The organism is Achromobacter sp. NPDC008082 (assembly GCF_042957345.1).
In the GTDB taxonomy this organism is placed as follows: domain Bacteria; phylum Pseudomonadota; class Gammaproteobacteria; order Burkholderiales; family Burkholderiaceae_B; genus Achromobacter; species Achromobacter kerstersii_A.
The window spans coordinates 594870-619259 of record NZ_JBIBIB010000001.1 but is presented as its reverse complement, the minus strand read 5'-3'; the positions used below and the strand labels follow the sequence as shown (position 1 = coordinate 619259).

Sequence of the window (24390 nt, the reverse complement as noted above, 5' to 3'; positions counted from 1 at the left end):
TCCCCGCTAAAATCCCGCACTTTCCTCTCCACCCCCCTACCTGGCCGGCCTTCCGCCCATGCAACCCGCCTCCCTTTCCCAACCCGCCCCCCACAGCGCCGACGACGACGCGCCTAGCCCTGATCTGGTCTATGGCCCCAACGACCGCCCCGCGCTGCCCGTCGCCTTCGTCGCCGCGTTGCAGCACTTGCTGGCCATCCTGGTTCCCATCGTCACCCCTGGCCTCTTGATCTGCCAGGCGCTTGGCGTCAGCAGCCGCGACACCACGCTGATCGTGTCGATGTCGCTGGTCATCTCCGGCATCGCCACCTACGTGCAGTGCAAGCGCTTCGGCCCCCTGGGCGCCGGGCTGCTCATCGTGCAAGGCACGAGCTTCAACTTCGTGGGGCCACTGATCGCGGGCGGCTCGGTCATGGTCAAGCAAGGCACGCCTGTTGAAGCCGTGATGGCCGCGATCTTCGGCGTCGTCATCGCCGGCTCGTTCGTCGAGATGGGCATCAGCCGCATCCTGCCGTTCATCAAACGCCTGATCACGCCGCTAGTCACCGGCATCGTCGTGCTGTTGATCGGCCTGACCCTGATCAAGGTCGGCCTGATCAGCATGGGCGGCGGCTTCGGCGCCATGGCCAACGGCACCTTCGCCAGCGCGGAAAACCTGACGCTGTCCGGACTGGTGCTGGGCACGATCATCCTGCTGAACCGCGTGCCGGTCGTGTGGATTCGCAGCACCGCGCTGGTCCTGGCGCTGGCCATCGGTTACATCGCCGCCGCCTATATGGGCCGCCTGGACTTCACCGGCGCGCGCGAAGCCGCCCTGTTCCAGATTCCCGTGCCGCTGCACTTCGGCCTGGGCTTCTCGTGGGCATTGTTCGTGCCGATGCTGATCATCTATCTGGTCACGTCGCTGGAAGCCATCGGCGACGTCACCGCCACCAGCAAGGTGTCCAAGCAGCCCGTTGAAGGCCCGCTGTGGATGCAGCGCATCAAGGGCGGCGTGCTCGTCAACGGCGCGAATTCGCTGTTGGCCGGCGTGTTCAACACCTTCCCAAGCTCGGTCTTCGCGCAAAACAACGGCGTGATCCAGCTGACCGGCATCGCCAGCCGCCACGTCGGCGTGTGGATTGCCGGCATGCTGATCCTGCTGGGCCTGTTCCCGGGCGTGGCTGGCGTGCTGCAAGCCGTACCCGAGCCCGTGCTGGGCGGCGCCGCCATGGTGATGTTCGGCGCGGTCGCCGCATCCGGCATCAACATCCTGGCCGGCATCCAGCTGGACCGCCGCGCGCTGCTGATCATCGCCGTGTCGCTGGCCTTGGGCCTGGGCGTGTCGCAAGTGCCGGAAATCCTGTCGCACCTGCCGCACGCCGTAAAAAGCGTGCTGGAATCGGGCGTGGCTACCGGCGGCATCTGCGCGCTGGTGATGAACTGGTTCCTGCCGGAAAAGAAGTAATTGCGGGCTGGGGTGGAGGGGGGTTGCCGGTGGATTGTGATGTTGGTGACGCCCTGATCCACTCCCGTCAGCCCGCCCAAAAAACAGGCCGCCTGACAATTTTCAAAAGTCCGCATATAATCGCTGTCTTCGTTCTCCCGCAGCCGTCATCTGGACGTGTTCGCGACCCCCTTGCCCGGGTGGTGAAATTGGTAGACGCAGGGGACTCAAAATCCCCCGCCGCAAGGCGTGCCGGTTCGATTCCGGCCCCGGGCACCAGAAAGCTCTCAAGTATTCATTCGCCGGTTTTGCTCTGACTGCGCAACGCTAGTTTCCCAGCATTGATTCCGCCCTACGTTCCGCCTTTTACCGGCGTAGAACGATGCGCTTGGACTCGACTAGTTCGTTGTACGAATCGAGAATGCTCTACAGAAAATTTAATGGCCTCTGCGCACGCAGAGGCCATTTTCATTGCTGCATCAGCGCTGCGCATCCAAGCCGCATGTTGAAACATTGAAGATATGCCTTCTTCCCAACATTCCCAATATGGGTACAATCACACCCAATATGGGTATATCAACCAAAGCCCCTTCTTCGCACAGCAGCCTCGCCGATGCGCTTTTTCCTGGCACCAAACAACGTGTGCTGGGATTGTTGTTCGGCCAGCCGGATCGCAGCTTCTACGCCACCGAAGTGATCGGGCGGGTTGCTAGCGGATCGGGAGCGGTGCAGCGCGAATTAGCCACCCTCGCCCAGACCGGCTTGGTCACGGTGAAGGCGGTCGGCAATCAGAAGCACTACCAAGCCAATCCAGACTCGCCCATCTTCGCGGAACTCTGCGCCATCGTGCAAAAGACGATCGGCTTGGCGGAGCCGCTACGCGAGGCGCTCGCCCCCATGGCGCCGAAGATCCACGCGGCTTTCGTCTACGGCTCGATTGCAAAAAACACCGACACCGCTCGCAGCGATATCGATCTGATGCTGCTTAGTGACGACATCAGCTACGGTGATGTATTCGCGGCACTGGAGACTGCGGGTAATACGCTTGGCAGGCCGGTGAATCCGACCATACTGACGCACAAGGAATTCACCAAACGGGTGAAGGCGCAAGAGTCTTTCCTGACTCGAGTGCTGGCGCAGCCCAAGATCTGGATCATAGGAGGAGACGGTGACCTCCCCATTTGAAACGCTTAGCGGCCCAGGAAAACCACTGAAGCCCGAGCCTCCCGACCTCAAGGAATTTGAAGGCCTGAAACGCTCAGGGCATGCAAGGCTGCGCGACGCATGCAATGTGTCGCTCTCGATCGAAAGCCGCTTCGACTTGGCCTATAACGCAGCCCATGCGCTGTGCCTGGCAGCGCTGCGTAGAACAGGTTATCGCTGCACCAATCGCTATCTTGTGTTTCAGCTCTTGCCATACACGCTCGGCCTTGGGCCCGAGGTGTGGCGCGTTTTGTCGAAATGCCATGACATCCGCAACCTGGGCGAGTACGAGGGCGATCTGAACATTGATGAGCGTATCGTCACTGACTTACTGGCCGCATGCCAGATTGTCGCCGCGAAGGTCGATGCACTCGCACCGCTAGAAGCGGGGAATGCAGGCGGCACCGCATAGGGAACACAGCCCCTGAAAGAGGTCACGCCCGTCATCGTCATATACCGCCAAGAGCGCCCGGAGGCCCATCGGCAAACCATGAAGTTCTCACACCACCTATGGGCAGTAGCCGTCAGCGTCATGGCGTCTTCAAGCATGGCGGAACCGTCCGCTCCGGGTGGGCTGGCCGGCGCACCCCGTGCATCGACGCAAGCGGCACCCCATAAGCCGCCAGCTGACAACGCCGCTTCACTCCCCGAGCCCATCCGCATCTACGCCCCATCCCCGCCCTGCCGGGTCCAAACTGTCCGGCCGGGCGCCAAGACGGTTGAACTCTATTGGACAAATGGCCCCGATGGCGCGCGGGTAACGGCCGAAGAAGTTGATCACTACGTGGATCTGAACCTGGTGGTCAGAACGGCGGGCTATCGGTATGGCGACTGCATCGAAGTCAAATTCCATTCTTCGGACGGCGAAGATATTGCCGTGGGGGAAAAGGAGATCGTGGTGCGCGGCAAAGTGAATGAAAGCGGCATCGCCTACTTCAAAGAACCCTTCAGAAACCATACCCTCTGGCTACAGGCACACCCCCCTCAAAGCGTGTACCGTTGACAAAAATCATCATGACCCTTGCATCGCTTCGGATAGGCTTATGCGCAACGTAAAAGGTAAGTCCTCGTCCACCACGGATGGCTATTTGTTTTCTGATCAGATCGGTCACCTGCTGCGGCGGGTTTACCAACGGCACACCGCGCTGTTTCAGCAATACATTCCCGATTCCCAACTCACGGCCGCGCAATTCGTGGTGCTGTGTTCGGTGCGGGACAATGGCGCGAGCTCGTTGGCCGACCTAGTCAAGGCCACGGTTATTGATCAGGCTACGGTGCGCGGCGTGGTGGACCGGCTCAAGCAGCGTGAGTTGGTGCAGGTGGACCACGACCCGGTCGACCGCCGCAAAGTTGTGATCAACCTGACGCCCATCGGGCAGGCGCTGGTTCAAGAAATGGAACCCTTCGCCAAGCAGATCACCGAAAGCACCTACGGCAATCTGAACCCCGCCGAACGTCTGGCGCTGGATTTTCTGCTGACCAAAATGCTGAACGGCGACGAACAGGACTGACCTGTTCATCGCCATTCGTCGTCATTCGTCGTCATTCATCCCCACACTCCGCGGCCCACCGCGGCGTGTGACGAATGATTAAACCAAGCTCAATCCAGCGCCCGGTTGCGTGACTCCACATCCACGGACCAGATTGCGACGGCGCCCGCCACCAGCATGCTCGACAGCACCACCAGCGACATCGTGAAGTGGCTGGTCATGATGGGTGCGATGATGGCCGGCGCGAACAGCCCGCCAAAGCGCGCGACCGCCCCCGCCATGCCCATACCGCTTGCGCGCAGGTCTGTGGGGTAGACCTCGGGCGTGAACGCGTACAGCGCGCCCCACGTGCCCAAGAGCGAGAAGCTCATCAGCAAGGTCGAGCCGATCACCACCGCAGGCGACGTGCCCAGGCTGTACAGCATGCATCCCACCGCGCTCAGGATCAGGAAGCCTATCAGCGTGGGCTTGCGGCCCCAGCGTTCAACGCCATAGGCCGACAGCGCGAAGCCGGGCAGTTGCACCAGCGCCAGCAGCACCAGGAATTCCTGCCCGCGCATGAAGGCGAAGCCTTCGGTGCTGAGCTTGACCGGCAGGTAGACGAAGACGCCGTAGTAGGCGATGGAGATCAGCGCCCATGCCAGGAACAGGCCCAGGCTGCGGCGGCGGTAGCTGGCCGAGAACAGCGCGAACATGGATTTGTGCACCGGCGTTTCGGGTTGCAGCGCGGGCATTTCCACATCACGGCGGTTGACGCGTGCGACACGCTCCAGCACCTTGCGCGCCTGGTCTGACTTGCCGTTCCGATTCAAGTACATCGGCGACTCGGGGATGTAGAAGCGCAGCACCACGCCGATCAACGCAGGCAGGCCGGTGACGAAGAAGATCACGCGCCAGGCGTCATCGCCCCACGACACGGCAGCCAGCGCCAGCAGCGCCAGGAAGATCGTGCCCACGGCCCAGAACGATTCCAGCAGCACCAGCCAGCGGCCACGGCGATCACTGGGCAGAAATTCCGCCATCATCGTGTAGTCCACCGGCAGCGTGCCGCCCACGCCGATGCCCGTCAGGAAACGCAGGAACAGCAGCCACGTGAATTCCGGCGCGAAGGCCGAGGCCACGCCCGCGCAGGCATCGATGACCACGGCGATCATCAGGACCGGACGCCGCCCAATGCGGTCGGCCATCCGGCCGAACACGAACGCGCCAATCAGCATGCCGATAAAGAAGAACGTGCCGCTCTGAAGCGCTTGCGGCACGGTGATGCCGAAGGTCTTCGCGATGGACGGCGCGGAGAATCCGATGGACAGCACTTGCATGGCGTCGGCCATCCAGACCAATCCGAATATCACGAAGAGCCGGTACTGGAACTTGCCGACGCCCGCCACCTGAATGGCTTTGTCCACTGAAACCAATGAAGCTGACATAAATGAAACCCCTTGATGTGATCATCGCTAAAACTGCACGCGTTATGTCCGCGTTTCCTTAGTGCAGCTCCGCATGCTCGCGTAGCCGCTTAATCGTTGCCGTGGGATCGGGCCATGCCGGTTCTTGCGGCGCATGGCGTTCCCGCAAATAGCCGACCAAGTCGGCGACCTGCTGGTCGTTCAGGCTGTCCTTGAATCCCGGCATGTACCCCAGCGCGTCATCGGCGGGCTCCTGAATGCCGTTCAAGATCACCTGGATCAGGTTGTCGGGCGTGGCGGCATGCACGTTGGTGTTTGCGCTTAGCAACGGCCTTGCGCCAAACAACGTGGGGCCGCTGCCTGCGTCATGACAAGCCGCGCAGGCGTTCTGATAGATGCGTTCACCATTGGCGCGGCGGCCCTGAAGGGCATGTATCGTCGCGGCGGCGGGTATCTCGGCGGAGGCAGTGGGTATCTCGGTGGAGGCGGCGGGCATCTTGGCAGAAGCGCCCGGTATCTCGGCGGAGGCCGTCGAATCGCCCACCGCCACGGCAGGCGAGCGCCCCGCTTTGGGCAAGTCCAATAGATACGTCGTGATGGCGCGCACGTCGCTATCCGGCAATTCGGCCAGGCCATGAATGACCGGCGCCATCGGCCCCGCCGCCACGCCGTGCTGCGTCGAATAGCCTGTGCGCAGGTACTGGAACAGCGTATCGCTGCTCCAGGCGCGCGGGCCGCTGGCCAACTGATTCAGCGCGGGCGCGGTCCAGCCTTCGGCCTCGCCTCCTGCCAGATAATGCACGCCGGTTTTCTCGGCGCCGAACGCGTTGCGCGGGGAATGGCATGCGGCGCAATGGCCTGCGCCTTCCACCAGATACGCGCCCCGCAACCACTGCGCGCTGCGCGACGGGTCGGGCGTGAACGGCGTGGCGTCATGGAACAACGCGTTCCAGCCCACCAGCAGGGGACGCATATTGAACGGGAACGCCAGCTGCGTCTTGGGCGGTTCCGACTTCACGGCAGGCTGCGACATCAAATAGCCATACAGCGCCTGCATGTCGGCATCGCTCAGCTTGGCGTAGGCCGTGTAGGGGAATGCGGGATACAGTTGGCGGCCGTCCTGATGCACGCCCTGGCGCATGGCGCGTTCGAACGCCGTGTACGACCACCGGCCGATACCGGTGTCGTTGTCGGGCGTGATGTTGGTGGTGTAGATGGTGCCGAATGGGGTGTCCAGCGCCAGGCCGCCTGCATTGGTTTTGCCGCCAGGCGCCGTGTGGCAGACCATGCAATCGCCCGCGGCTGCCACCAGCCGTCCGCGTTCGATGGCACGCATCGAATACAACGACACGTCCGGCCCGGCCGTAAGCGGCAGCGCGGGCTTCATCGGCCATAACGTCACGGCCAGACCCGCCAGCCCTGCAAGCCCCGCCGCGCCTGCCGCCAGCCACTTCCTGGCGCGCGACAAGGCATTGCGCGCGGGGCGGCGTCCGGCCAGCGCAACGCGCAACGACTCGGCGTCGAAAGGCGCTTGCCGAAGGCGCACGCCGGTGGCGTGGTGGATGGCGTTGGCGATGGCCGCCGCGGCGGGCAAGGTCACCACGCCGTCCACGTCCAGCTGGCCTTGCGTGACGACATCGCCCGCAGGCTCGCGGCGGCTCAGTGCATGCGCAGTTTCGTACGGGGACAACGCGCCGGACGAGTCATCCGCGCCCTGCCATGCCGGGCTGGACCAATCGTCGAAGGCGGGTGGCGCGGCCAGCAAGCGGCGGGCGTTCTCCAACAACCACGGCGATTGGCTTTCTATTTCGGCGCGCACCGGCGCGCTGTGCGCGGCGTGCAAATGCTGGCTGTCATGCCCGGCGACCACGCGGGTCACATCGACGTGGCCGGTCTGGGGCTGCACGGCCACCTCGGCGACCCAGGCGCTCCACACCGTGCGGGCCGCGCCGGATTCGTCCGTGCATTGCACCTGCGCGGTGGCGAAACCGGTGCCTCGCAGGACGCCCGCCTGCGCGGGCGGCGGGTCAGCGGCGGGCAAACCCGCCTGCTCAACGACTTGCTGCGCCAAGTCGCGCGCCCTGCCCTCGGGCAGGTGCCGCAGCCGCCATTGCACGGGGTCTTCGTTCACGGCCAAGGCCTGCTCATGCCACAAGCTTTCCTGCGCAAACACCTGCGCGGCATTCAACGCCTCAACGCTCGCATGCAGCGGCGCGGCAGCCCGCTTGCCGAACGCGATGGGCGCATCGCTGCGCGCCGTGGCGTGCGCCGACGCATTGGCCTGCCCAGGCTGGCTCAACATGCGGGCCAGACTGGGGCGCACCGCCCAGGGCGCATCTGAAGCCCATACGTTGGCTAACGCATCCGCTGCATGCGCGGAGGGCGACATCGCGGCGCGAGCGGACGCCGAATCAGCGGCCGAACTTGCGGCTACATCAGAGCCGACACCAGAACCGAGACCGGAGCCGACAGCGGAGCCGACCTCAGACTCGCCATCAGAACCCACATCAGAAGCCACCGATACCTTCGCCTGCGACACGCGCAGCACGAGCTCATCGGCCGCCCTCGACTGGCAAGGCACGCACACCGGCCGGCCCACGGCCTGCGACAGCAGCGCGGCATCGGCCGCGGCGTCCATCAGGTCCAAGGGATGCAAGGCGTCTGTGGCGATGACGCGCGCGCCATCGCCATCCGCCGTTACCGTGATCGCGGCGTCTTGCTGCATGAGCAGCACCGCAAGCTCGCGCCGGATCAACGCCAGCGTTGCCGCCTTGCAAGCCGGCAGCCACACGCGGGTGTGCCCGTTCACGCTCCATGCCACCACCCCTGCGCCAGCGGGCGGCTCAGATTGTGGCGGTTGCAGTGCATATAGAAGAGCATCAGCATCAGCAACAGCATCAACATCCGCATCCGCATCGGACGCCGGCGAGGACGCACCAGGCGTCAAGCGCTGCCATACCGGCGCCAGCGCCGCCGCCGCTTGCCGCGCGTAGAGCGGCGTCACCGCCACCACGCCCGCGAAATGCGTGCGCTGCACCGCCGCCACCACACCCGCCTGCGCACGAACTTCCGCCAATTGCACCCGCTGCAAGACGCTGCCGCGGTAGCGCGCGCCATCCCACAACACCTCGGGCGGACGCAGCGCCAAGCCGTGCAGCAGATCATCGGGCAGCGCGGCCGGCAGGCTGGCGGCGTGCGAAGGTGCGTCGAAAGGAATGGCGCTCATTGCGTGGGCTCGCCCTTCACCGCCCGCAACTGCACCGCCCGCAGCGCCGCCTGCATGATCTCGACATGCGTGCCGCAGCGGCACAGGTTGTGATGCAGCTCGTTGCGTATCGCGTCTTCGGTCGGATGGGGATTGCGCCGCAGCAGCGCTTCCACCGTCATGATCATGCCGTTCAAGCAATAACCGCATTGCGCCGCCTGGCAGTCGATGAAGGCTTGCTGCGTGGGACCGGGCTGCTCACGCGTGCCCAGCCCTTCCAGCGTGGTCACCGCCCGCCCCTGCGCCGCCTTGACCGGGATGACGCACGACCGCGCCGCCACCCCATCGATCAGCACCGTACACGCGCCGCACTCGCCCAGGCCGCAGCCGTACTTGGGGCTGTTGAGCTCAAGATCGTTACGCAATACGTGCAGCAGCGCCGTGCCGGGCGCGGCCGGCACGGCGCATTCGCGTCCGTTGACGGTCAAGCGGACCGGAGGAATGACGCTGCTTGAATTGGCTGAAGATCCCATGGGGCGTGACGCATGTCGGCAGTTCGGAAGGTACGAAGGTTGCCGCGACGCGGGCTGGGGAGCAAGCCCCTGCGCCCGCGCGGCGGACACGGCCTCAGGCGGCAGCCCGGGACTTGGGGTCTACAAGCGGCGCGCTGAACACGTCGTAGCCAAAGCACCAGGACGGGTCTTCGTTCGTGCGCAGCCACGTGTTGTCGTGCGAAATGCGTTGCACCTTGCTGGCGCGTTCGGCGCGGTTGGCTTCGTACAGCGCAAACGCCAGCTCGTGATTATTCACGCCCACTTCCTTGAAGCAACGCGCCAGCATGGCGCCGTCTTCAATGGCCATGGCCGCGCCTTGCGCCATGTGCGGCTTCATCGGATGGCAGGCGTCGCCCAACAGCACCAGGCGGCCACGGCTCCACAACGGCAGCGGGTCACGCTCCAGCAACGACCACTTGGTCACGTCCACCGTGGCGTCGATCAGCGCCTGCACCGTGGGATGCCAGCCGCTGAACGCGGCGCGCATTTCATCCTTGCTGCTGGGCAGCCAGCGGTCGTTCAGGTCCCAGTGTTCGACGGGAACGCCGGTCACGTAATAGAGCTCGTCCGCCTTGCCGGTGACGAAGTACACCATCATGTGGCGGTCGTCGCTCCACCATTTCACGCAAGCATCGAACGGCAGCATGCCGGCCTTGACCTGCGGCGTGGGAAACACGGCGCGGTGCGCCAGGTAGCCCGCGTACTTGGGCAGTTCCGGCCCGAGCAGTTCTTCGCGGATACGGGAATTCACGCCGTCGGCGCCAATCACGATGTCGGCCTCTTCCGACGTGCCGTCGGCAAAGTGCATCACCACCACATCACCCTTGTCTTCCACGCGCGTCAGGCTCTTGTCGTAGACAACGGCGCTCTTGGGCAGGGCGTCGATCAGCAAGGCGTGGAAGTCGCCGCGGTGCACGGTCAGGTACGACGCGCCGTATTCCTTCACGGCGTAATCGCCCAGCGGAATCTGCGCCAGGATGTCGCCCGTTTCCCAGTGGCGGCTGTACCAGTAATCCGGGTGCGACCCCTGGGCGTTAAGCGCGTCCTCAACGCCGATGCGGCGCAGGATCTTCATGACGTTCGGCCCCACGTGGATGCCGGCCCCTAGCCGCGAAAAACCCGGCGCCTGCTCGTAGACGCGGACATTAAGCCCTTCCTTGAGCAACAGCGCTGCGGTGGCGGCGCCGCCGAGACCCGCGCCGACGATGGCGATACGAGGGGATGTAGACACGGAACTTCTCCTTGCTGTTTTTTGAAAATCCAGAAAAGCGAACGCTTGAAAATTATGAAGTACACGCTTTAATTTTTGGTACCAGAATTTTCAGATCAAGCGTAAACCCCAAGACAGAGCACCAAAATAGTGCCGACATTTCACGCAATTAGGTGAAAACCACTACGGAATGTAGGCTGGTCATCTGTCTAGCTCTTTGCAAGAATAGAGCGTATACGCTTCTTTTGAATTTATCGAAAACCCTAGGACCGACACTTTTCAAGGCTTCCTACATGACGAAGACATTCCGAATTGGCCAGATCGTCCCCAGCTCGAACACGACGATGGAAACTGAAGTGCCCGCCATGCTGCAGGCGCATTCGTCGCTGCGCCCCGCCGACCGCTTTACGTTCCACTCCAGCCGCATGCGCATGAAGAAAGTGCAGAAGGAAGAGTTGGCCGCGATGGACGCCGAGAGCGACCGCTGCGCGCTGGAGCTCAGCGATGCGCGAGTCGATGTGCTGGGCTACGCGTGCCTGGTCGCCATCATGGCGATGGGGCGCGGCTATCACCGCGTCTCGCAAAAGCGCCTGACCGAACGCACCGCTGAAAACGGCGCATCCGCGCCCGTCATCACCAGCGCGGGCGCGCTGGTGGAAGCGCTGCACGTCATGGGCGCCAAGAAGATCGCGCTGGTCGCGCCCTACATGGTGCCGCTGACCGAACTGGTCATGGACTACATCGCCGCCGAAGGTTTTGAAATCGTGGACTGGCGCGCGCTGGAAATTCCCGACAACCTGGAAGTGGGCCGCCATGACCCCGCCAAGCTGCCGGGCATCGTCGCAGGCATGAACGTGGCCGACGCCGATGTGATCGTGCTGTCGGCCTGCGTGCAAATGCCGTCGCTGCCGGCCGTGTCGCAAGTCGAAGCGGAAACCGGCAAGCCCGTGCTCACGGCCTCCATCGCCACCACCTACGCCATCCTGAAGGAATTGGGGCTGGACCCGGTGGTGCCGGGCGCGGGCGCCCTGCTCTCGGGCGCGTACCCCTATTCCCGGAGCGCACAATGACCCTCAGCACCTATCTCTACGGCGGCCAGGTACACGCCAACGGCATCCGCCAACACTATCTGCGCTATGGCGGCACGGCCGATCACCGAGCGCGCCGCGCCGCCGTCATCCTGATCCCCGGCATCACCAGCCCTGCCGTCACCTGGGGCTTTGTGGCCGAACATCTGGGCCGCCAATTCGACACCTATGTGCTCGACGTGCGCGGACGCGGCCTGTCGGCCTCCGGCCCCGGGCTGGACTACGGCCTTAACGCGCAAGCCGCCGACGTCACCGCGTTCGCGCAAGCCTTGAAATTGCAACGCTACGCGCTCGTCGGCCATTCGATGGGCGGCCGCATTGCCGTACGCGCAGCCAGCAAGCAACCGCAGGGGCTGGAAAGCCTGGTCATCGTGGACCCGCCCGTCTCCGGCCCTGGCCGCCGCGCCTACCCCGCCAATCTGGCCTGGTACGTGGACTCCATCCGGCAAGCCACCCACGGCATGACCGCCGAAGACATGAAGGCGTTCTGCCCCACCTGGACCGAGGCGCAACGCCAGCTGCGCGCGCAGTGGCTGCATACCTGCCACGAACCCGCCATCGTGCAGAGCTTTGAAGACTTTGGCCGCGACGACATCCACGCCGACCTTCCCCGCATCACCGTGCCGCTGCTGTTGATGACGGCCGAAAAAGGCGGCGTGGTCGGTGACGACGACGTGGCGGAATGGCAAGGCTTGGCGCCGCAGACGCAGCATGTGCGCGTGCCTGGCGCGGGCCACATGATTCCCTGGGACAACGAAGCCGGCTTCTACGCCGCCTTCGGTGATTTCCTTGGCGCCCGGGTGGACTGACGCGCCCTCTTCCTCTCACTTTGCCGCCTTAAGGAATTCGCCATGTCCGTCAGTGATATCGATTTGATTCACGCCTGGAAGCAGGTGCTAACGCTGTCCCGCTTGGAAGCCGGCCAGATCGTCACGGTGTTGACCGGCGCCGACACGCATCCGCAAACCTTGCGCTGCGCGATTGCCGCGGCCACCGACATGGGCGCCCGCGTCAATCGCCTGGACCTGCCGCCCGTCAACGCCGACAAGTCCATCAGCCGCGACGCCCTGGCGTATCTGGGCACCACGCCGCTTACCGGCAACCCGGCCGCCATCGCGGCGCTGACGGCCAGCGACCTGGTTCTGGATTTGATGACGCTGCTGTTCTCACCCGAGCAGCACGAAATCCTGAAGACCGGCACCAAGATTCTGCTGGCCATCGAACCGCCCGAAGTGCTGTGCCGGCTGGTGCCTACCGATGCTGACCGCACGCGTGTGCAAGCCGCCGCGCGCCGCATTGAAGCGTCCAAGCAGATGCACATCACGTCAGACGCCGGCACCGACCTGCGCTGCGCGCTGGGCGAATTCCCGGCCATATCCGAGTACGGTTTCGTCGACCAGCCCGGCCGTTGGGACCACTGGCCCAGCGGTTTCGTGCTGACGTGGCCCAACGAAGGCCAGAGCAACGGCCGCGTGGTGCTGGACCGCGGCGACATCCTGCTGCCCATGAAAGACTACGTGACCGACCCCATCGAACTCGTCATTGAAAGCGGCTATGTCACGCGCATCAACGGCGGCTTGCAGGCCGACATCCTGAAGGAATACATGGCGGCCTATGACGACCCGGAAGCCTATGCCGTGTCGCACATCGGCTGGGGCTTGCAGCCGCGCGCGCAGTGGTCGATGCTGGCGCACTACAACAAGGAAGCGCATATCGGCATGGATGCGCGCGCCTTCGAAGGCAACTTCCTGTGGTCCATGGGCCCCAACAACGAAGCAGGCGGCAGCCGCAATACCGCCTGCCATATCGACATCCCCATGCGCCATTGCAGCGTCGCACTGGACGGCCAGCCCGTCGTGATTCGCGGCGTGGTGCAAGACGAACCCGGGCTGGCGCGCGCCGCCCGCCGCAAGGACACGCCATGAACCCCTCCACGCAAACGATTCCCGCCGATGCCGTTGCCGGCGACATCTCGGCTTATTCCCGCCAGGGCTTCGGCACGCCGCTGCCGCTCAAAGCCCCCTTCGGCTTGTTGATCGTTGACTTCGTCAATGGCTTTGCCGACCCGGCCGTGCTGGGCGGCGGCAACATTCCCGAAGCCATCGCGCAAACGCGGCACCTGCTGGCGCATGCGCGGGCGCAGGGCTGGCCGGTGGCGCACAGCCGCATCGTGTTCTCGGACGACGATGCCGACAGCAACATTTTCTGCCTGAAAGTGCCCGCCATGCTGGCGCTGAAAGAGCACAGCCACAACAGCGCCATCGTGCCCGAACTGGCCCCCGCGCCCGGCGAATACGTGGTGCGCAAGAGCACGCCGTCCGCCTTCTTCGGAACGATGCTGGCGCCCTGGCTTGCGCAGCGCGGCGTGCAGACCTTGCTGGTGGCCGGCTGCGTCACCAGCGGCTGCGTGCGCGCAAGCGTGGTGGACGCCATGCAGGCGGGCTTTCGGCCGCTGGTTGTGGCCGACTGCTGCGGTGACCGCGCGCTGGGTCCGCACGACGCCAACCTCTTCGACATGGCGCAGAAATACGCCGCCGTCATGCCGTGGAAGCAAGCGCTGTCAGAGACGAACGCCATGGTGGACTCCCTAATGCCGGCGGCTCGATGAACCCGGCATAATCGTCGTCCGGCCTGGACCTGCCCCAATGCCTCTGCCCCAGCCTCACCATTTGTCTCCCGCGCTGCTCGCTCATGCCGACGCATTGCTCGTCGTGCGCGAGCCCACCGCGCCGCCCAAGCCGGCGCCGGGGCAACCCGGCACCGCGACGGATTATGTTCAGGCCACCCCAGAAATCTTCGTCGCGGTAGTGGCCGATGGCAGCCGGGTGTCAGACAGCGGCACCGGTTGGCGGGTGCTGGCCTTCAATGGCCACGTAGACCTGGGCACCGGCATCCGCACGTCGCTTGCGCAAATCGTCGCTGAAGAAATCGACGTGCCGATGTCGCGTCTGGACATGGTGCTGGGCCACACCAACGCCGCGCCCAATCAAGGGCCCACCATCGCCAGCGCCAGCATTCAGATCTCGGCGGTTCCGCTGCGCCGCGCCGCCGCTCAAGCGCGCGAACACTTGATGCTGCTGGCCGCCGAACAATGGAACCTGCCGCGTGACGCGCTGCGCGTGCGCGATGGCGTGGTGCGCCCGCGCAGCAACGATGACCCGCGCCAGTTGGATTACGGTGAACTGCTGGCCGGCCAGCACATCCGGCTGACACTGGCCCCGCCAGATCAACCCGTCCGCTTGAAGCCCGCCAGCGACTACCGCATCGTCGGGCAAGGCGTGGCGCGCGTGGACATTCCCGCCAAAGCCGCCGGCGAACTCAGCTTTGTGCATGATGTGCGCGTGCCGGGCATGCGCCATGGCCGCGTGATTCGTCCACCGCATCCCGGGCGCGACGCCGGAGACTTCATTGGCCGTTGCCTGATCGATGTGGACCGGGATTCCGTCGCGCATCTGCCCGGCAATGTGCAGGTAGTGGCGCAGGGCGATTTCATCGGCGTGGTGGCGGACTGTGAAGAGCAGGCCATTGCTGCGATGCGCGCGCTGAAGGTGCGCTGGAAGCCGGTTCCGCCTGCGCCGCAACTGGACGATCTGGCCGCCGCCATCCGTGCGAATCCGTCAAAGGCGCGGCCCTTGATTGAAGACGGTGACGTGGATGCCGTCTGCGCCCACGCCGCCACGCAACTGCGCCGCACCTATGTGTGGCCGTATCAGATGCATGCATCCATCGGCCCGTCTTGCGCCGTGGCGGATTTTCGCGACGGCCGGCTTACCGTCTGGACCGGCACGCAGAACCCGCACATGCTGCGCACTGATCTAGACCGCCTTTTGAAACTGGGCGAAGGCCAGATCGAGCTGATCCGTCTGGAGGCCGCCGGTTGTTATGGCCGCAATTGCGCCGACGACGTCTGCGCCGACGCTGCGTTGCTGTCGCAGGCCGTGGGCGCACCCGTGCGCGTGCAGCTCACGCGCGAGCAAGAGCATCAATGGGAACCCAAAGGCACCGGGCAGTTGATGGACGTGGGCGCGGCCATTGACGCGCAAGGCGAGCTGCTGGCTTACGACTTCGCCGTGCGCTACCCGTCCAACGACGCGCCGCTGCTGGCGCTGCTGCTGACGGGCGCCCTGCCCGGCGAACCGCGCACGCTGGAAATGGGCGACCGCACCGCCGCGCCGCCCTACCGTTACGCGAACCGCCGCGTCGTCTGCCACGACATGGCACCCATCGTGCGCTCGTCCTGGCTGCGCGGCGTGTCGGCGCTGCCCAATTCCTTCGCGCATGACTGCATGATCGACGAACTGGCCGAGGCGGCCGGCGCCGACCCGGTCGACTACCGCTTGCGCAACCTGGACGACGCGCGCGCCGTTGCACTGATCGACGCCACCGCCAAACGCGCCGAATGGCAGGCGCGCACACCGGGCAGCCGCAGCAAGCCGGATGCGGATGGCGTGCTGCATGGCCGGGGCATTGCCTATGCGCGTTACGTACATAGCAAATTCCCCGGCTTTGGCGCGGCCTGGGCCGCCTGGGTCATCGACCTAAGCGTGGATGCAGCCACCGGGCGCATCCGCGTGCAACGCATCGTCGTGGGGCAAGACACCGGCATGGTGATCAACCCCGACGGCGTGCGCCATCAAATCCATGGCAACGTCGTGCAAACGTTGAGCCGCTGCCTGCTTGAAAAAGTAGCCTTCGATGAAGCCGGCGTATCCAGCCGCGAATGGGGCGGCTACCCCATCATTGGCTTCAAGGATCTGCCCACCATTGACGTGTTGCAGATGCCGCGCCAAGACGAACCGCCCATGGGCGCGGGCGAATCGGCGTCGGTGCCAGGCCCCGCCGCGATTGCCAACGCGCTTTTCGATGCGACCGGGCGGCGCTTCTACGAAGCCCCGTTCACGCCCGAGGCGGTGCGCGCCGTGCTGGCGGGCTGAACGTTCGACCGGAAATCCACGCATGACCGACATCAACCTATTGGTATTGCGCCACGCCGTGGAATGGATGCAGGCCGGCATTCCCGTGTGGCTGTTCACGGTGGCGCGAACGTGGGGCTCATCGCCCCGGCCGCCCGGCTCGATCATGGCGATGAACGCACAAGGCGCGGTGGCCGGTTCCGTGTCGGGCGGCTGCATTGAAGACGATCTGGCCGAGCGCGTGCGAGACATGCACGGCGCCCCGCAGCCGCCCGCCGTGCTGCGCTATGGCGTATTGGCCGATGACGCGCGGCGCTTTGGCATACCTTGCGGCGGCACGGTGGAATTGGTGATGGAACGCGCCGGCCCGCAAAGCCAGTTGCCCGAGCTATTGGACGCCTGCGTTAAGCGGCGCTGCGTGGCGCGCACCTTGGATCTGACGTCTGGGCAGGCCACACTGCAAGCCGGCCCGCCCGACCGCGCACCCAGCTTGACCGCCACAACGTTGACCACGCACTTCGGCCCCACCGCACGGCTTATCGTGATCGGTGCTGGCGACACCAGCCGGTATCTATGCCAGATCGCCTTGACGCTGGGCTTTGACATCATCGTCTGCGACCCCCGCGACTCGCATCCCCACGACTGGACGCATGCAGGCATGACGTTCACGCGTGAAATGCCCGATGACGTCATCTTGCGGCTGCGGCCCGACCGGCGCACGGCCGTCATTGCGCTGACCCATGATCCAAAGCTTGATGACCTGGCGCTGATCGATGCGCTGCAATCCGACGCGTTCTACGTCGGCGCAATCGGCTCGCGCAAGAACAGCTTTCAGCGGCGGTCGCGGCTGCGCGAGTACTTCGATCTGGATGAGGCCGCGCTGAACAAGCTGCACGGCCCGGCCGGCATTTTCATTGGCAGCAAAACCCCCGCCGAGATCGCGTTATCGATCATGGCGGAGGTGGTGGCCGCGAAGAATGGCGCGGCACAAGACACGTGGGAACGCGTGGCCCAGGGCAAGGAACGGCTTGCCCTGGAACGCTTTTAGACGCTGTCCAGACTGGCGCGGTCGACCTCGGCCGCCGCCGATTGGGCAGCGCGCATTTCCTCGATGAAGACCGGCGCGCACACGCCCGCGATCAGCGCCGCCAGATCGTGATCCGCGTGGTCATAGGCATGACGACCGCTCAGCATATTCAACGACCCGATCACCCGGCCCTCGTGACGCACCGGAATATTGAACGCGGATTGCAGCCCGCGATCGATCAGCATCGGCGCTTCAGAAAACACCGTGCGCACATCGTCTTCATTGCTGGCCACATACAGCCGCCCCTGCTCCAGCACATGGCGCGACCACGGGCCGCTGCCGGTGGCCTTGAAGCCGCCCAGCGGGCTGATGCTTTCGTCGGACGTATACAGCCGCTTCATCAGCTGATGCGACTCCAGATACAGCAGCGCCGTGAAGAGCTTGTGCCCGAAGGCTTCTTCAAGCAGGCCGGAGATCACGTTCCACTGCGCCTCGCGGCTGCTGGCCTGCCCCAAGGCCCGCGCATGCCTGGCCCACGGTTCGAATGCCGATGCGGACGTCATCAGTTGATCTCCTCAAGCACCACGCCACGCGTGTTCTTGCCGAAGAACAGAATGCCCAGGCCGCCCACCAGCAAAATGGCCGTCATCATGGCGAACACGCCGGCAAAGCCCAGCACCGGGTACGCCACGCCCACGATGGTGGGCGACGCAATCGAGCCGATCCGCGCAAAGGCCGACGCCGCGCCCATGCCGGTTGCCCGGATGGAAGTCGGGTAGATCTCGGCGGTGTACGTGTACTGGCCCGCGATGACGCCGTTCATGCCGAAAGACAGCAGCATGCTCAGCATGATGATTTGCTGTTCGCCGCTGGCCAGCGCCAGCCCCAAGGCCGACAGGCACGACAGCAGCATGTAGATCAGAATCGTGTACTTGCGGCCGATCTTGTCGTTGAAGTACGCGGCCGAGAAGTAGCCCGGAATCTGCGACAGATAAATCAGGATCGTGTACGAGAAGCTCTTGGTGATCGTGAAGCCGCGCTCAACCAGCAGGCTGGGAATCCACACCAGGAAGGCGTAGTAGCAGAACAGCACGGTGATCCAGAACACCCACACCAGCACCGTCGTGCCCAGATACTGCTTGGAGAACAGCGAGGCCAGCTTGGCCATGGCAGTCTGTTGCGGGGCAGGCTGGGACGAGGCCTTGCGCGTGGAGACGGGCGTGGGCAGCGGACGGCCCAGCTTTTGCTGCACTTCGGCTTCGATGGCCGAGCAGATGCGGTTGGCTTCGGCGGTTTGGCCGGTGTGCTCCAGCCAGCGCGGCGACTCGAACAGCGACTTGCGCCACCACAGCAGGAACACCACCGGCACCGACGCAATGATCATGATCCAGCGCCAGCCATCGTCGCTTAACGGCACGATGAAGTAACCCAGCAGCGCCGACAACACGAAGCCGAACGAGAAGAAGCCCGCCAGCGCGCCCGTGAATCGGCCGCGATACTTGCTGCTGACGAACTCGGCCAGGTACGGCGCGATGATGGCGCCTTCCGCCCCCATGCCGATACCCGCAATCATGCGCAGGATGTAGAACTCGTGATAGTTGCGGGCAAACGCGTTGATGAAGGTCGCCACGCAGAACAGCAGCAACGCCCACATCATGATTTTCTTGCGGCCGTAGCGGTCGCCCAGAATGCCGGAGAACAGCGCGCCGACCAGGAAGCCCACGTAGGTGCTGCTGGCGATCCAGCCGATCTGGCCGGTGGAAAGGCCCCATTGCGTGCGCAACGACGGAATGATGAAGGCAATGATGCCGGCGTCCAGCGCTTCAAAAGCGAGGCCCAGGCCGCCGATCATCAGCAGCCGGAAATGGAAGCTGGAGAACGGCAGCCGCTCTAGGCGGTCCGATACGGAATACATGATGAAGAAAGTTCCGGGAAAAAAGTGAAAGCGGGCGGGGGTGGGCAGACGGGTAGACAGACGTCAGACGCCGTCGGCCTGGCCCCGCAAGGGCGGGGTCCAGTGCTTAGTTCAGCGTGTTCTTGTGCAGCAAGCCGCGGTTGATGATGAGCTTCAACGAATCTGGCTGGGTCAAGAGTTCGATGTTGTCCAGCGGGTTGCCGTCCACCAGCAGCAGGTCGGCATGGGCGCCTTCCACCACTTCGCCCAACAGGCCTTGCTGATTCAGGATCTCGGCGCCAATCAGCGTCGCTTGCTGGATCACCTTGGCGTTGCCCAGCACGCGGGCGCGCAAAGACAATTCGTCCGCCTGCATGTAATGGGTTTCGCCCAGCAGGTCACTGCCGTAGCCCATCTTCACGCCGACCTCGTCCAGAATCTCAAGCGCCTTCAGGCCGTGCGTGCGCACGGTGGCGATCTTCTTCACCGAATCCAGCGGCAAGCCATAGCGCTCGCCGTCATTAGCCAGGCCTTCGTAGGTGATCAGCGTGGGCACCATGTACGCGCCGTGCGCCTTCATCACCTCGGCCGCCTCGCGGTCGACCAGGTTGCCGTGTTCGATGGTGCGTACGCCGCAGCGCACGGCGCGCGAGATGGCGCGCGGCGTGTAGGCATGGGCCATCACATAGGTGTTGGCGTTGCTGGCTTCTTCCACGATGGCGATCAGCTCAGCTTCGGAAAAGCCCAGGTTCTGAATCGGATCATTGGGTGAGGCCACGCCGCCCGAGGCCATGACCTTGATCTGGGTCGCGCCTTTCAGGATTTCTTCGCGCACCGCCAGGCGGCAGTTGTCCACGCCATCCACGACGCGGCCGATGTTGCCGATCTTGACCGAGCACGGGCAGGGGTCCAGTTCGTCGTTGCGCTGGCGGAAGTCGCCATGGCCGCCCGTCTGCGACAAGGCCTTGCCCGAGCAGAACAGGCGCGGTCCATCAACCGTTCCGTCCAGCACGGCTTGCGCCAGCGCCCAGTCGGCCCCGCCCGCGTCACGCACGGACGTGAAGCCCCGGTCCAGCATGCCCTGCATGATGGGCAGCGCGCGCAGCAAGGCCAGCGCATTCGGCAAGGACGCCACGCGGCCCAGGTTGAACGACGACGCCACCACGTGCACGTGGCAATCGATCATGCCCGGCATCAGGGTCATGCCTTTCGCATCCACCACCTGCGCGTCCGGCGCCGACACGTCGTCGGCGCTGATGCGGGTGATCATCCCGTCTTCGATCAGCACATTGGCCGCCGCCTCGAGGACCAGCGATCGGGTATTTAAGATCTTGCAATTCTTAACAACAACCGGCTTCATAAATAAATCACGCTATCTGTTCAACATGCAGGAAATTCAGCATGGCGAACTCTACCGGTACAATCCAAACGTCCGATACCGGGTCTCCCCTTAGGGAATCGACACAAATTTGAACAGCCTTATGAGTAATACTCATACCCTGTATTTTTCGGCTGTGTCATTGCCGCCCCCGGCATTCACCGGCCGAAGTATTCGCTACCGCATGGTTTAACTGCCCCATGAGACGCCGCTGCCCCACCCTCTCTGAATTGAATGCGTTCACCGCAGCGGCGCGCCATCTGTCGTTCTCCAAGGCGGGCAAAGAGCTGTTCGTTACGCAAAGCGCCATCAGCCGGCACATCGCCACGCTGGAAAGCTACCTGGGCCACGCGCTGTTCATTCGCGCCACCAACGGCCTGCAACTGACCCGCATGGGCGCGACTTACCTGAGCCTGATCCGGCCGGCGCTGCACACGCTGGAAAGCGCCACATCGCAAGTGATGGCGACCCAGCAATCCGCCAAATCACTGAATGTTTCGGCCGCGCCCACGTTTGCCGCGCAGTGGCTGTTCCCCCGCCTGAAGACGTTCCGCGAATTCAACCCCGACATCTCCATCAACTTCGTCCGCTACAGCGTGGCGGATTACAAAAGCACCGAACTGGATTTCGATGCGTCCATCCAGTATGGCTATGGGGATTGGCACGACGGCGACGCCAAGTACCTGACGGGCCGGGAAACCCGGCTGGTGTGTTCGCGCGAGTATCTGGACCAGCATCCCATCAGCAGTCTGGAAGACATCAAGCAATGCACGCTGTTGCAGCACATTGAGATTCCGCTGTCGTGGGAATATTGGTTTTCCACGTATCTGGGCGATTATGACCGCGCGCGTTTCGGGCCGGGGTTCAATCTGTTTTCGATGATTATCCAAGCCGCGTCGTCAGGCTTTGGCGTGGCGCTGATGCCGCACTGCCTGATCGAAAAGGAACTGGCGACGGGGCAATTGGTGGATATCTTCGACCGCACGTTCGAAAGCCCGCTTGGCTATTATCTTTGCGCGCCCAACTGGCGCAGCAATATGGAAAGCTACGACCGGCTAAGCCAATGGCTGTCGCATGAATGCCTGCACGGGGCGTCAGCGCCGGCAGCCCCTGAATGCCCCTATTGCGGCGCAGGCGCACCCGCAGTCAGCTGATCCGCAGTCAGCTGATCCGCTTCAGTTGATCCGATCCAGTTGATCCGCTTCAGTTGATCCGCTGGGGCAGCACCGCCCGCATCCAGCGTGACAGCAGCGGCCGGATGCGCTGGTTGTGCAGCAGCACCGCGCCCAGCACGCCAATGAACGCGCCTATCACCGTATCGACGAATCGTGCCTGTATCACCGCCGACGGATACCCCTGGCCCAGATGCGGCGCCTCGGCAAGGAATATCGTCAGCGGCGTAATCAGCGCCACCGCGCTGGCATAGTGCCGCACCACCAGCGTTTCAATTCCGAACGACAGCGCCATCATCACCAGGCTCAACGTCCACACATTCAGCGGCAAGCTCAGTAGCGCCCACGCCACGCACAGGCCCAGCGCCGTACCAAAAATTCGATGCAGCTGGCGGTTCCACGCCGCCCACAAGCTGGCGCCTTGAATAATCGCCAGACAGCTGACCGGCACCCAATACGGACGCGGCAATTGCAGCAGCTCGGCCACCAGCAAGGAAATTCCCACGAACAGCCCGATGATGATGGAGTCATACACAACAAAATCAAAGGTCGGCTTGGGCAGCGGGGTTTCAACCGGCGGCGGCGCCACGCGCGTCATGTGCAGGGAATACGCAAACGCCACCAGGCAGGCGACCAGACACCCCAGCGCCACCATGCCTACACGCAGCGGCACGTCTTCAATACGCCCCGGCGTGTAGGCCGCAATGGCGGTCGCCATAATGAAAAACAAACTGCCCGGCGGGCCAAGCCGGTAGCAGCGGCACACCATATTGACCAGGATGGCGATGATCGTCAGCGCAGCGATCATCGCCGTGGGCCAGAACTGCGTCAGCGCGCCGACCGCAAAGCAGGCCACCATGCCAAACGACGCCGCCAGCAACATCATCATGCGGTGCTGCAAGGACGCATTGGGCAGGCTCAGGAACACCATGCCGCCCAGGCTGGACATCAATCCATAATCCATGCGCCCGAAATACGCGCCCACCATCAGCGGCAGGCCCGACGACAACGCGGCCGCCAGCGGCATTTCCCAACGCCGGTCGCTGGCGTTGACACGGATCAGCTCCCGCCACGCATCGCGCACCTGCTGTTTGACGAAGCCTATCGGCCGCCACAAGCCGCTGCCCCCGCTGTCCCCGCCGGCATCGCTGTTTTCGTCGTCGTGTTTCATCCCTTGCCCCTTGTCGGCATGGCGAAGATTATCCTCCGCAAATTCCGCCCAGTGGATTTAACGGGAATTCCCTGATATTCCCGCCCTGCCCCCCTGGCTACCATTCCGCGCACTCGGCCACCGGCCGACAGAATACCAATGCGCTGATCGCGCGGAGACACCATGAAAGCACTCAAACACGTCGCGGCAGGCACCGCTTTATTCCTTTCGTCCTGGGCCGCCACCGCCGGCGTGACTTTCGATAGCGTCAAGAACAAGGGCTTCGTCCAATGCGGCGTGTCCACGGGCGTTGCGGGCTTCTCCGTCAATGACAGCAAAGGCGGCTGGATCGGCCTGGACGTCGACCTGTGCCGCGCGCTTGCCATCACCATGTTTGGCGACGCCTCCAAATCCAAGATCATGGCGGTCAGCGCCGTGCAACGTTTTACCGCCCTGCAATCGGGCGAAGTGGACGTCCTGCCGCGCAACACCACGCTGTCGCTCACGCGTGACACCACCTTGGGGCTGATCGGCGTCGGCGTGAACTACTACGACAGCCAGGGCATCATGGTGAACAAATCCTTGAACGTGAAAAGCGCCAAGGAACTGGACGGCGCAACCGTCTGCGTGCAGCCCGGCACCACCACCGAACTGAATCTGGCGGACTGGTTCCGTTCGCAGAACATCGTCTTCAAGCCGGTCGTCGTCGAGCGCCTGGACGAAATCATCCGCGCCTTTGCCGTGGGCCGCTGCGATGCCTTCACGGGCGACAAATCCCAACTGGCCGCCGCGCGCAGCAACCTCGAGAACCCGGGGCAGTACGACATCCTGCCCGAGAACTTCTCGAAAGAACCGCTGGGCCCCATGGTGCGGCAAGGCGACGAGCAATGGTTCAACGTCGTGCGCTGGACCATGTTCGCCATGCTGGAAGCCGAGGAATACGGCATCACGTCGAAGAACGTGGATGAAATGCTCAAGAGCACAAACCCCAACGTGCAGCGCCTGCTGGGCGTGACGCCGGGCATGGGCAAGAACCTGGGCGTGGATGACAAGTGGGCCTACAACATCATCAAGCAGATCGGCAACTACGGCGAGAGCTTTGAAAAGAACCTGGGTCCCAGCAGCCCGTTGAAGCTGTCGCGCGGCTTGAACGCGTCGTACCGAGATGGCGGGCTGATGTACGGGTGGCCGGTGCGCTGATCGCGCGTAGCACGCGGCCTGAACGGCCGGCGAGCGGAATCGCGCAAGCGGAACCCAAACCCCGGAGTCGTTAC

At 64.0% G+C, this 24390-nt stretch carries 21 protein-coding genes and 1 tRNA gene; 14 read left to right on the top strand and 8 right to left on the bottom strand.

Going from position 1 to position 24390, the window contains the following annotated elements:
• The first annotated feature begins 58 nt into the window (after positions 1-58).
• The 6 genes from ACFZAI_RS02850 to ACFZAI_RS02825 all read left to right on the top strand — a co-directional run bounded on the left by ACFZAI_RS02850 (position 59) and on the right by ACFZAI_RS02825 (position 4140).
• Entirely contained in the window at positions 59-1447 is a 1389-nt protein-coding gene (locus tag ACFZAI_RS02850) for a uracil-xanthine permease family protein (protein ID WP_391565485.1), read from the top strand.
• Between the two features lie 173 nt (positions 1448-1620).
• Positions 1621-1705, top strand: a tRNA-Leu gene (locus tag ACFZAI_RS02845).
• Between the two features lie 192 nt (positions 1706-1897).
• Positions 1898-2611 (top strand): transcriptional regulator, encoded by a 714-nt coding sequence (locus ACFZAI_RS02840; protein ID WP_391565484.1) that lies wholly within the window; start codon positions 1898-1900, stop codon positions 2609-2611.
• Positions 2595-3041 carry a hypothetical protein gene (locus ACFZAI_RS02835; RefSeq protein ID WP_391565483.1) on the top strand — a complete coding sequence of 149 codons (447 nt, stop codon included), beginning with the start codon at positions 2595-2597 and terminating at the stop codon, positions 3039-3041. Before ACFZAI_RS02840 ends, ACFZAI_RS02835 begins: the two co-directional genes overlap by 17 nt.
• 135 nt (positions 3042-3176) lie before the next feature.
• Complete coding sequence (locus ACFZAI_RS02830) at positions 3177-3632, top strand: hypothetical protein (RefSeq protein ID WP_391565482.1); 456 nt, start codon at positions 3177-3179, stop codon at positions 3630-3632.
• A 40-nt stretch (positions 3633-3672) separates the two neighbouring features.
• Positions 3673-4140 carry a MarR family winged helix-turn-helix transcriptional regulator gene (locus ACFZAI_RS02825; protein ID WP_391565481.1) on the top strand — a complete coding sequence of 156 codons (468 nt, stop codon included), beginning with the start codon at positions 3673-3675 and terminating at the stop codon, positions 4138-4140.
• An 89-nt stretch (positions 4141-4229) separates the two neighbouring features.
• Here ACFZAI_RS02825 and ACFZAI_RS02820 read toward each other — a convergent pair whose 3' ends face one another.
• From ACFZAI_RS02820 to ACFZAI_RS02805, 4 genes are all read right to left on the bottom strand, one after another.
• Positions 4230-5546, bottom strand: coding sequence for an MFS transporter (locus tag ACFZAI_RS02820; RefSeq protein ID WP_391565480.1), 1317 nt, complete (start codon positions 5544-5546; stop codon positions 4230-4232).
• A 58-nt stretch (positions 5547-5604) separates the two neighbouring features.
• Positions 5605-8751 carry a c-type cytochrome gene (locus tag ACFZAI_RS02815; protein WP_391565479.1) on the bottom strand — a complete coding sequence of 1049 codons (3147 nt, stop codon included), beginning with the start codon at positions 8749-8751 and terminating at the stop codon, positions 5605-5607.
• A complete protein-coding gene (locus tag ACFZAI_RS02810; RefSeq protein WP_391565478.1) occupies positions 8748-9263 on the bottom strand; it encodes a (2Fe-2S)-binding protein in 516 nt (171 codons plus the stop codon). Before ACFZAI_RS02810 ends, ACFZAI_RS02815 begins: the two co-directional genes overlap by 4 nt.
• Before the next feature lie 94 nt (positions 9264-9357).
• The gene (locus tag ACFZAI_RS02805) at positions 9358-10515 is read right to left on the bottom strand and encodes an FAD-dependent monooxygenase (RefSeq protein WP_391565477.1); all 1158 of its coding nucleotides are present in this window, start codon (positions 10513-10515) and stop codon (positions 9358-9360) included.
• Positions 10516-10787: 272 nt separating this feature from the next.
• On the opposite strand from ACFZAI_RS02805, the gene ACFZAI_RS02800 reads away from it, so the two are divergent.
• Genes ACFZAI_RS02800 through ACFZAI_RS02775 form a run of 6 tightly spaced genes read left to right on the top strand, consistent with a single transcriptional unit; the run spans position 10788 to position 17543 of the window.
• On the top strand, positions 10788-11564 hold the full coding sequence (locus tag ACFZAI_RS02800; RefSeq protein WP_054427517.1) for an Asp/Glu racemase: 777 nt from the start codon (positions 10788-10790) through the stop codon (positions 11562-11564).
• A complete protein-coding gene (locus tag ACFZAI_RS02795; RefSeq protein WP_391565476.1) occupies positions 11561-12391 on the top strand; it encodes an alpha/beta fold hydrolase in 831 nt (276 codons plus the stop codon). The genes ACFZAI_RS02800 and ACFZAI_RS02795 overlap by 4 nt, the downstream gene beginning before the upstream one ends.
• A 42-nt stretch (positions 12392-12433) precedes the next feature.
• Positions 12434-13507, top strand: a complete 1074-nt coding sequence (locus ACFZAI_RS02790; protein WP_346551725.1) for a 2,5-dihydroxypyridine 5,6-dioxygenase — start codon at positions 12434-12436, stop codon at positions 13505-13507.
• Positions 13504-14190, top strand: a complete 687-nt coding sequence (locus ACFZAI_RS02785; RefSeq protein ID WP_391565475.1) for an isochorismatase family protein — start codon at positions 13504-13506, stop codon at positions 14188-14190. The genes ACFZAI_RS02790 and ACFZAI_RS02785 overlap by 4 nt, the downstream gene beginning before the upstream one ends.
• A gap of 37 nt (positions 14191-14227) precedes the next feature.
• Complete coding sequence (locus ACFZAI_RS02780) at positions 14228-16516, top strand: molybdopterin cofactor-binding domain-containing protein (protein WP_391565474.1); 2289 nt, start codon at positions 14228-14230, stop codon at positions 16514-16516.
• Positions 16517-16538: 22 nt separating this feature from the next.
• Complete coding sequence (locus tag ACFZAI_RS02775; protein ID WP_391565473.1) at positions 16539-17543, top strand: XdhC family protein; 1005 nt, start codon at positions 16539-16541, stop codon at positions 17541-17543.
• On the opposite strand, the gene ACFZAI_RS02770 is transcribed toward ACFZAI_RS02775, so the two are convergent.
• From ACFZAI_RS02770 to ACFZAI_RS02760, 3 genes are all read right to left on the bottom strand, one after another.
• On the bottom strand, positions 17540-18085 hold the full coding sequence (locus ACFZAI_RS02770) for a GAF domain-containing protein (RefSeq protein ID WP_391565472.1): 546 nt from the start codon (positions 18083-18085) through the stop codon (positions 17540-17542). The two genes, ACFZAI_RS02775 and ACFZAI_RS02770, sit on opposite strands and share 4 nt — an antisense overlap.
• Complete coding sequence (locus ACFZAI_RS02765) at positions 18085-19437, bottom strand: MFS transporter (protein ID WP_391565471.1); 1353 nt, start codon at positions 19435-19437, stop codon at positions 18085-18087. The genes ACFZAI_RS02770 and ACFZAI_RS02765 overlap by 1 nt, the downstream gene beginning before the upstream one ends.
• A gap of 106 nt (positions 19438-19543) precedes the next feature.
• A complete protein-coding gene (locus ACFZAI_RS02760; RefSeq protein ID WP_391565470.1) occupies positions 19544-20776 on the bottom strand; it encodes an amidohydrolase family protein in 1233 nt (410 codons plus the stop codon).
• A gap of 248 nt (positions 20777-21024) precedes the next feature.
• On the opposite strand from ACFZAI_RS02760, the gene ACFZAI_RS02755 reads away from it, so the two are divergent.
• On the top strand, positions 21025-21948 hold the full coding sequence (locus ACFZAI_RS02755) for a LysR substrate-binding domain-containing protein (RefSeq protein ID WP_391566252.1): 924 nt from the start codon (positions 21025-21027) through the stop codon (positions 21946-21948).
• Positions 21949-21997: 49 nt separating this feature from the next.
• Here ACFZAI_RS02755 and ACFZAI_RS02750 read toward each other — a convergent pair whose 3' ends face one another.
• A complete protein-coding gene (locus ACFZAI_RS02750) occupies positions 21998-23137 on the bottom strand; it encodes an FUSC family protein (protein WP_391565469.1) in 1140 nt (379 codons plus the stop codon).
• A gap of 162 nt (positions 23138-23299) precedes the next feature.
• Between ACFZAI_RS02750 and ACFZAI_RS02745 the strand changes: the two genes are divergently transcribed.
• Positions 23300-24316 carry an amino acid ABC transporter substrate-binding protein gene (locus ACFZAI_RS02745; RefSeq protein WP_391565468.1) on the top strand — a complete coding sequence of 339 codons (1017 nt, stop codon included), beginning with the start codon at positions 23300-23302 and terminating at the stop codon, positions 24314-24316.
• Positions 24317-24390 lie beyond the last annotated feature (74 nt).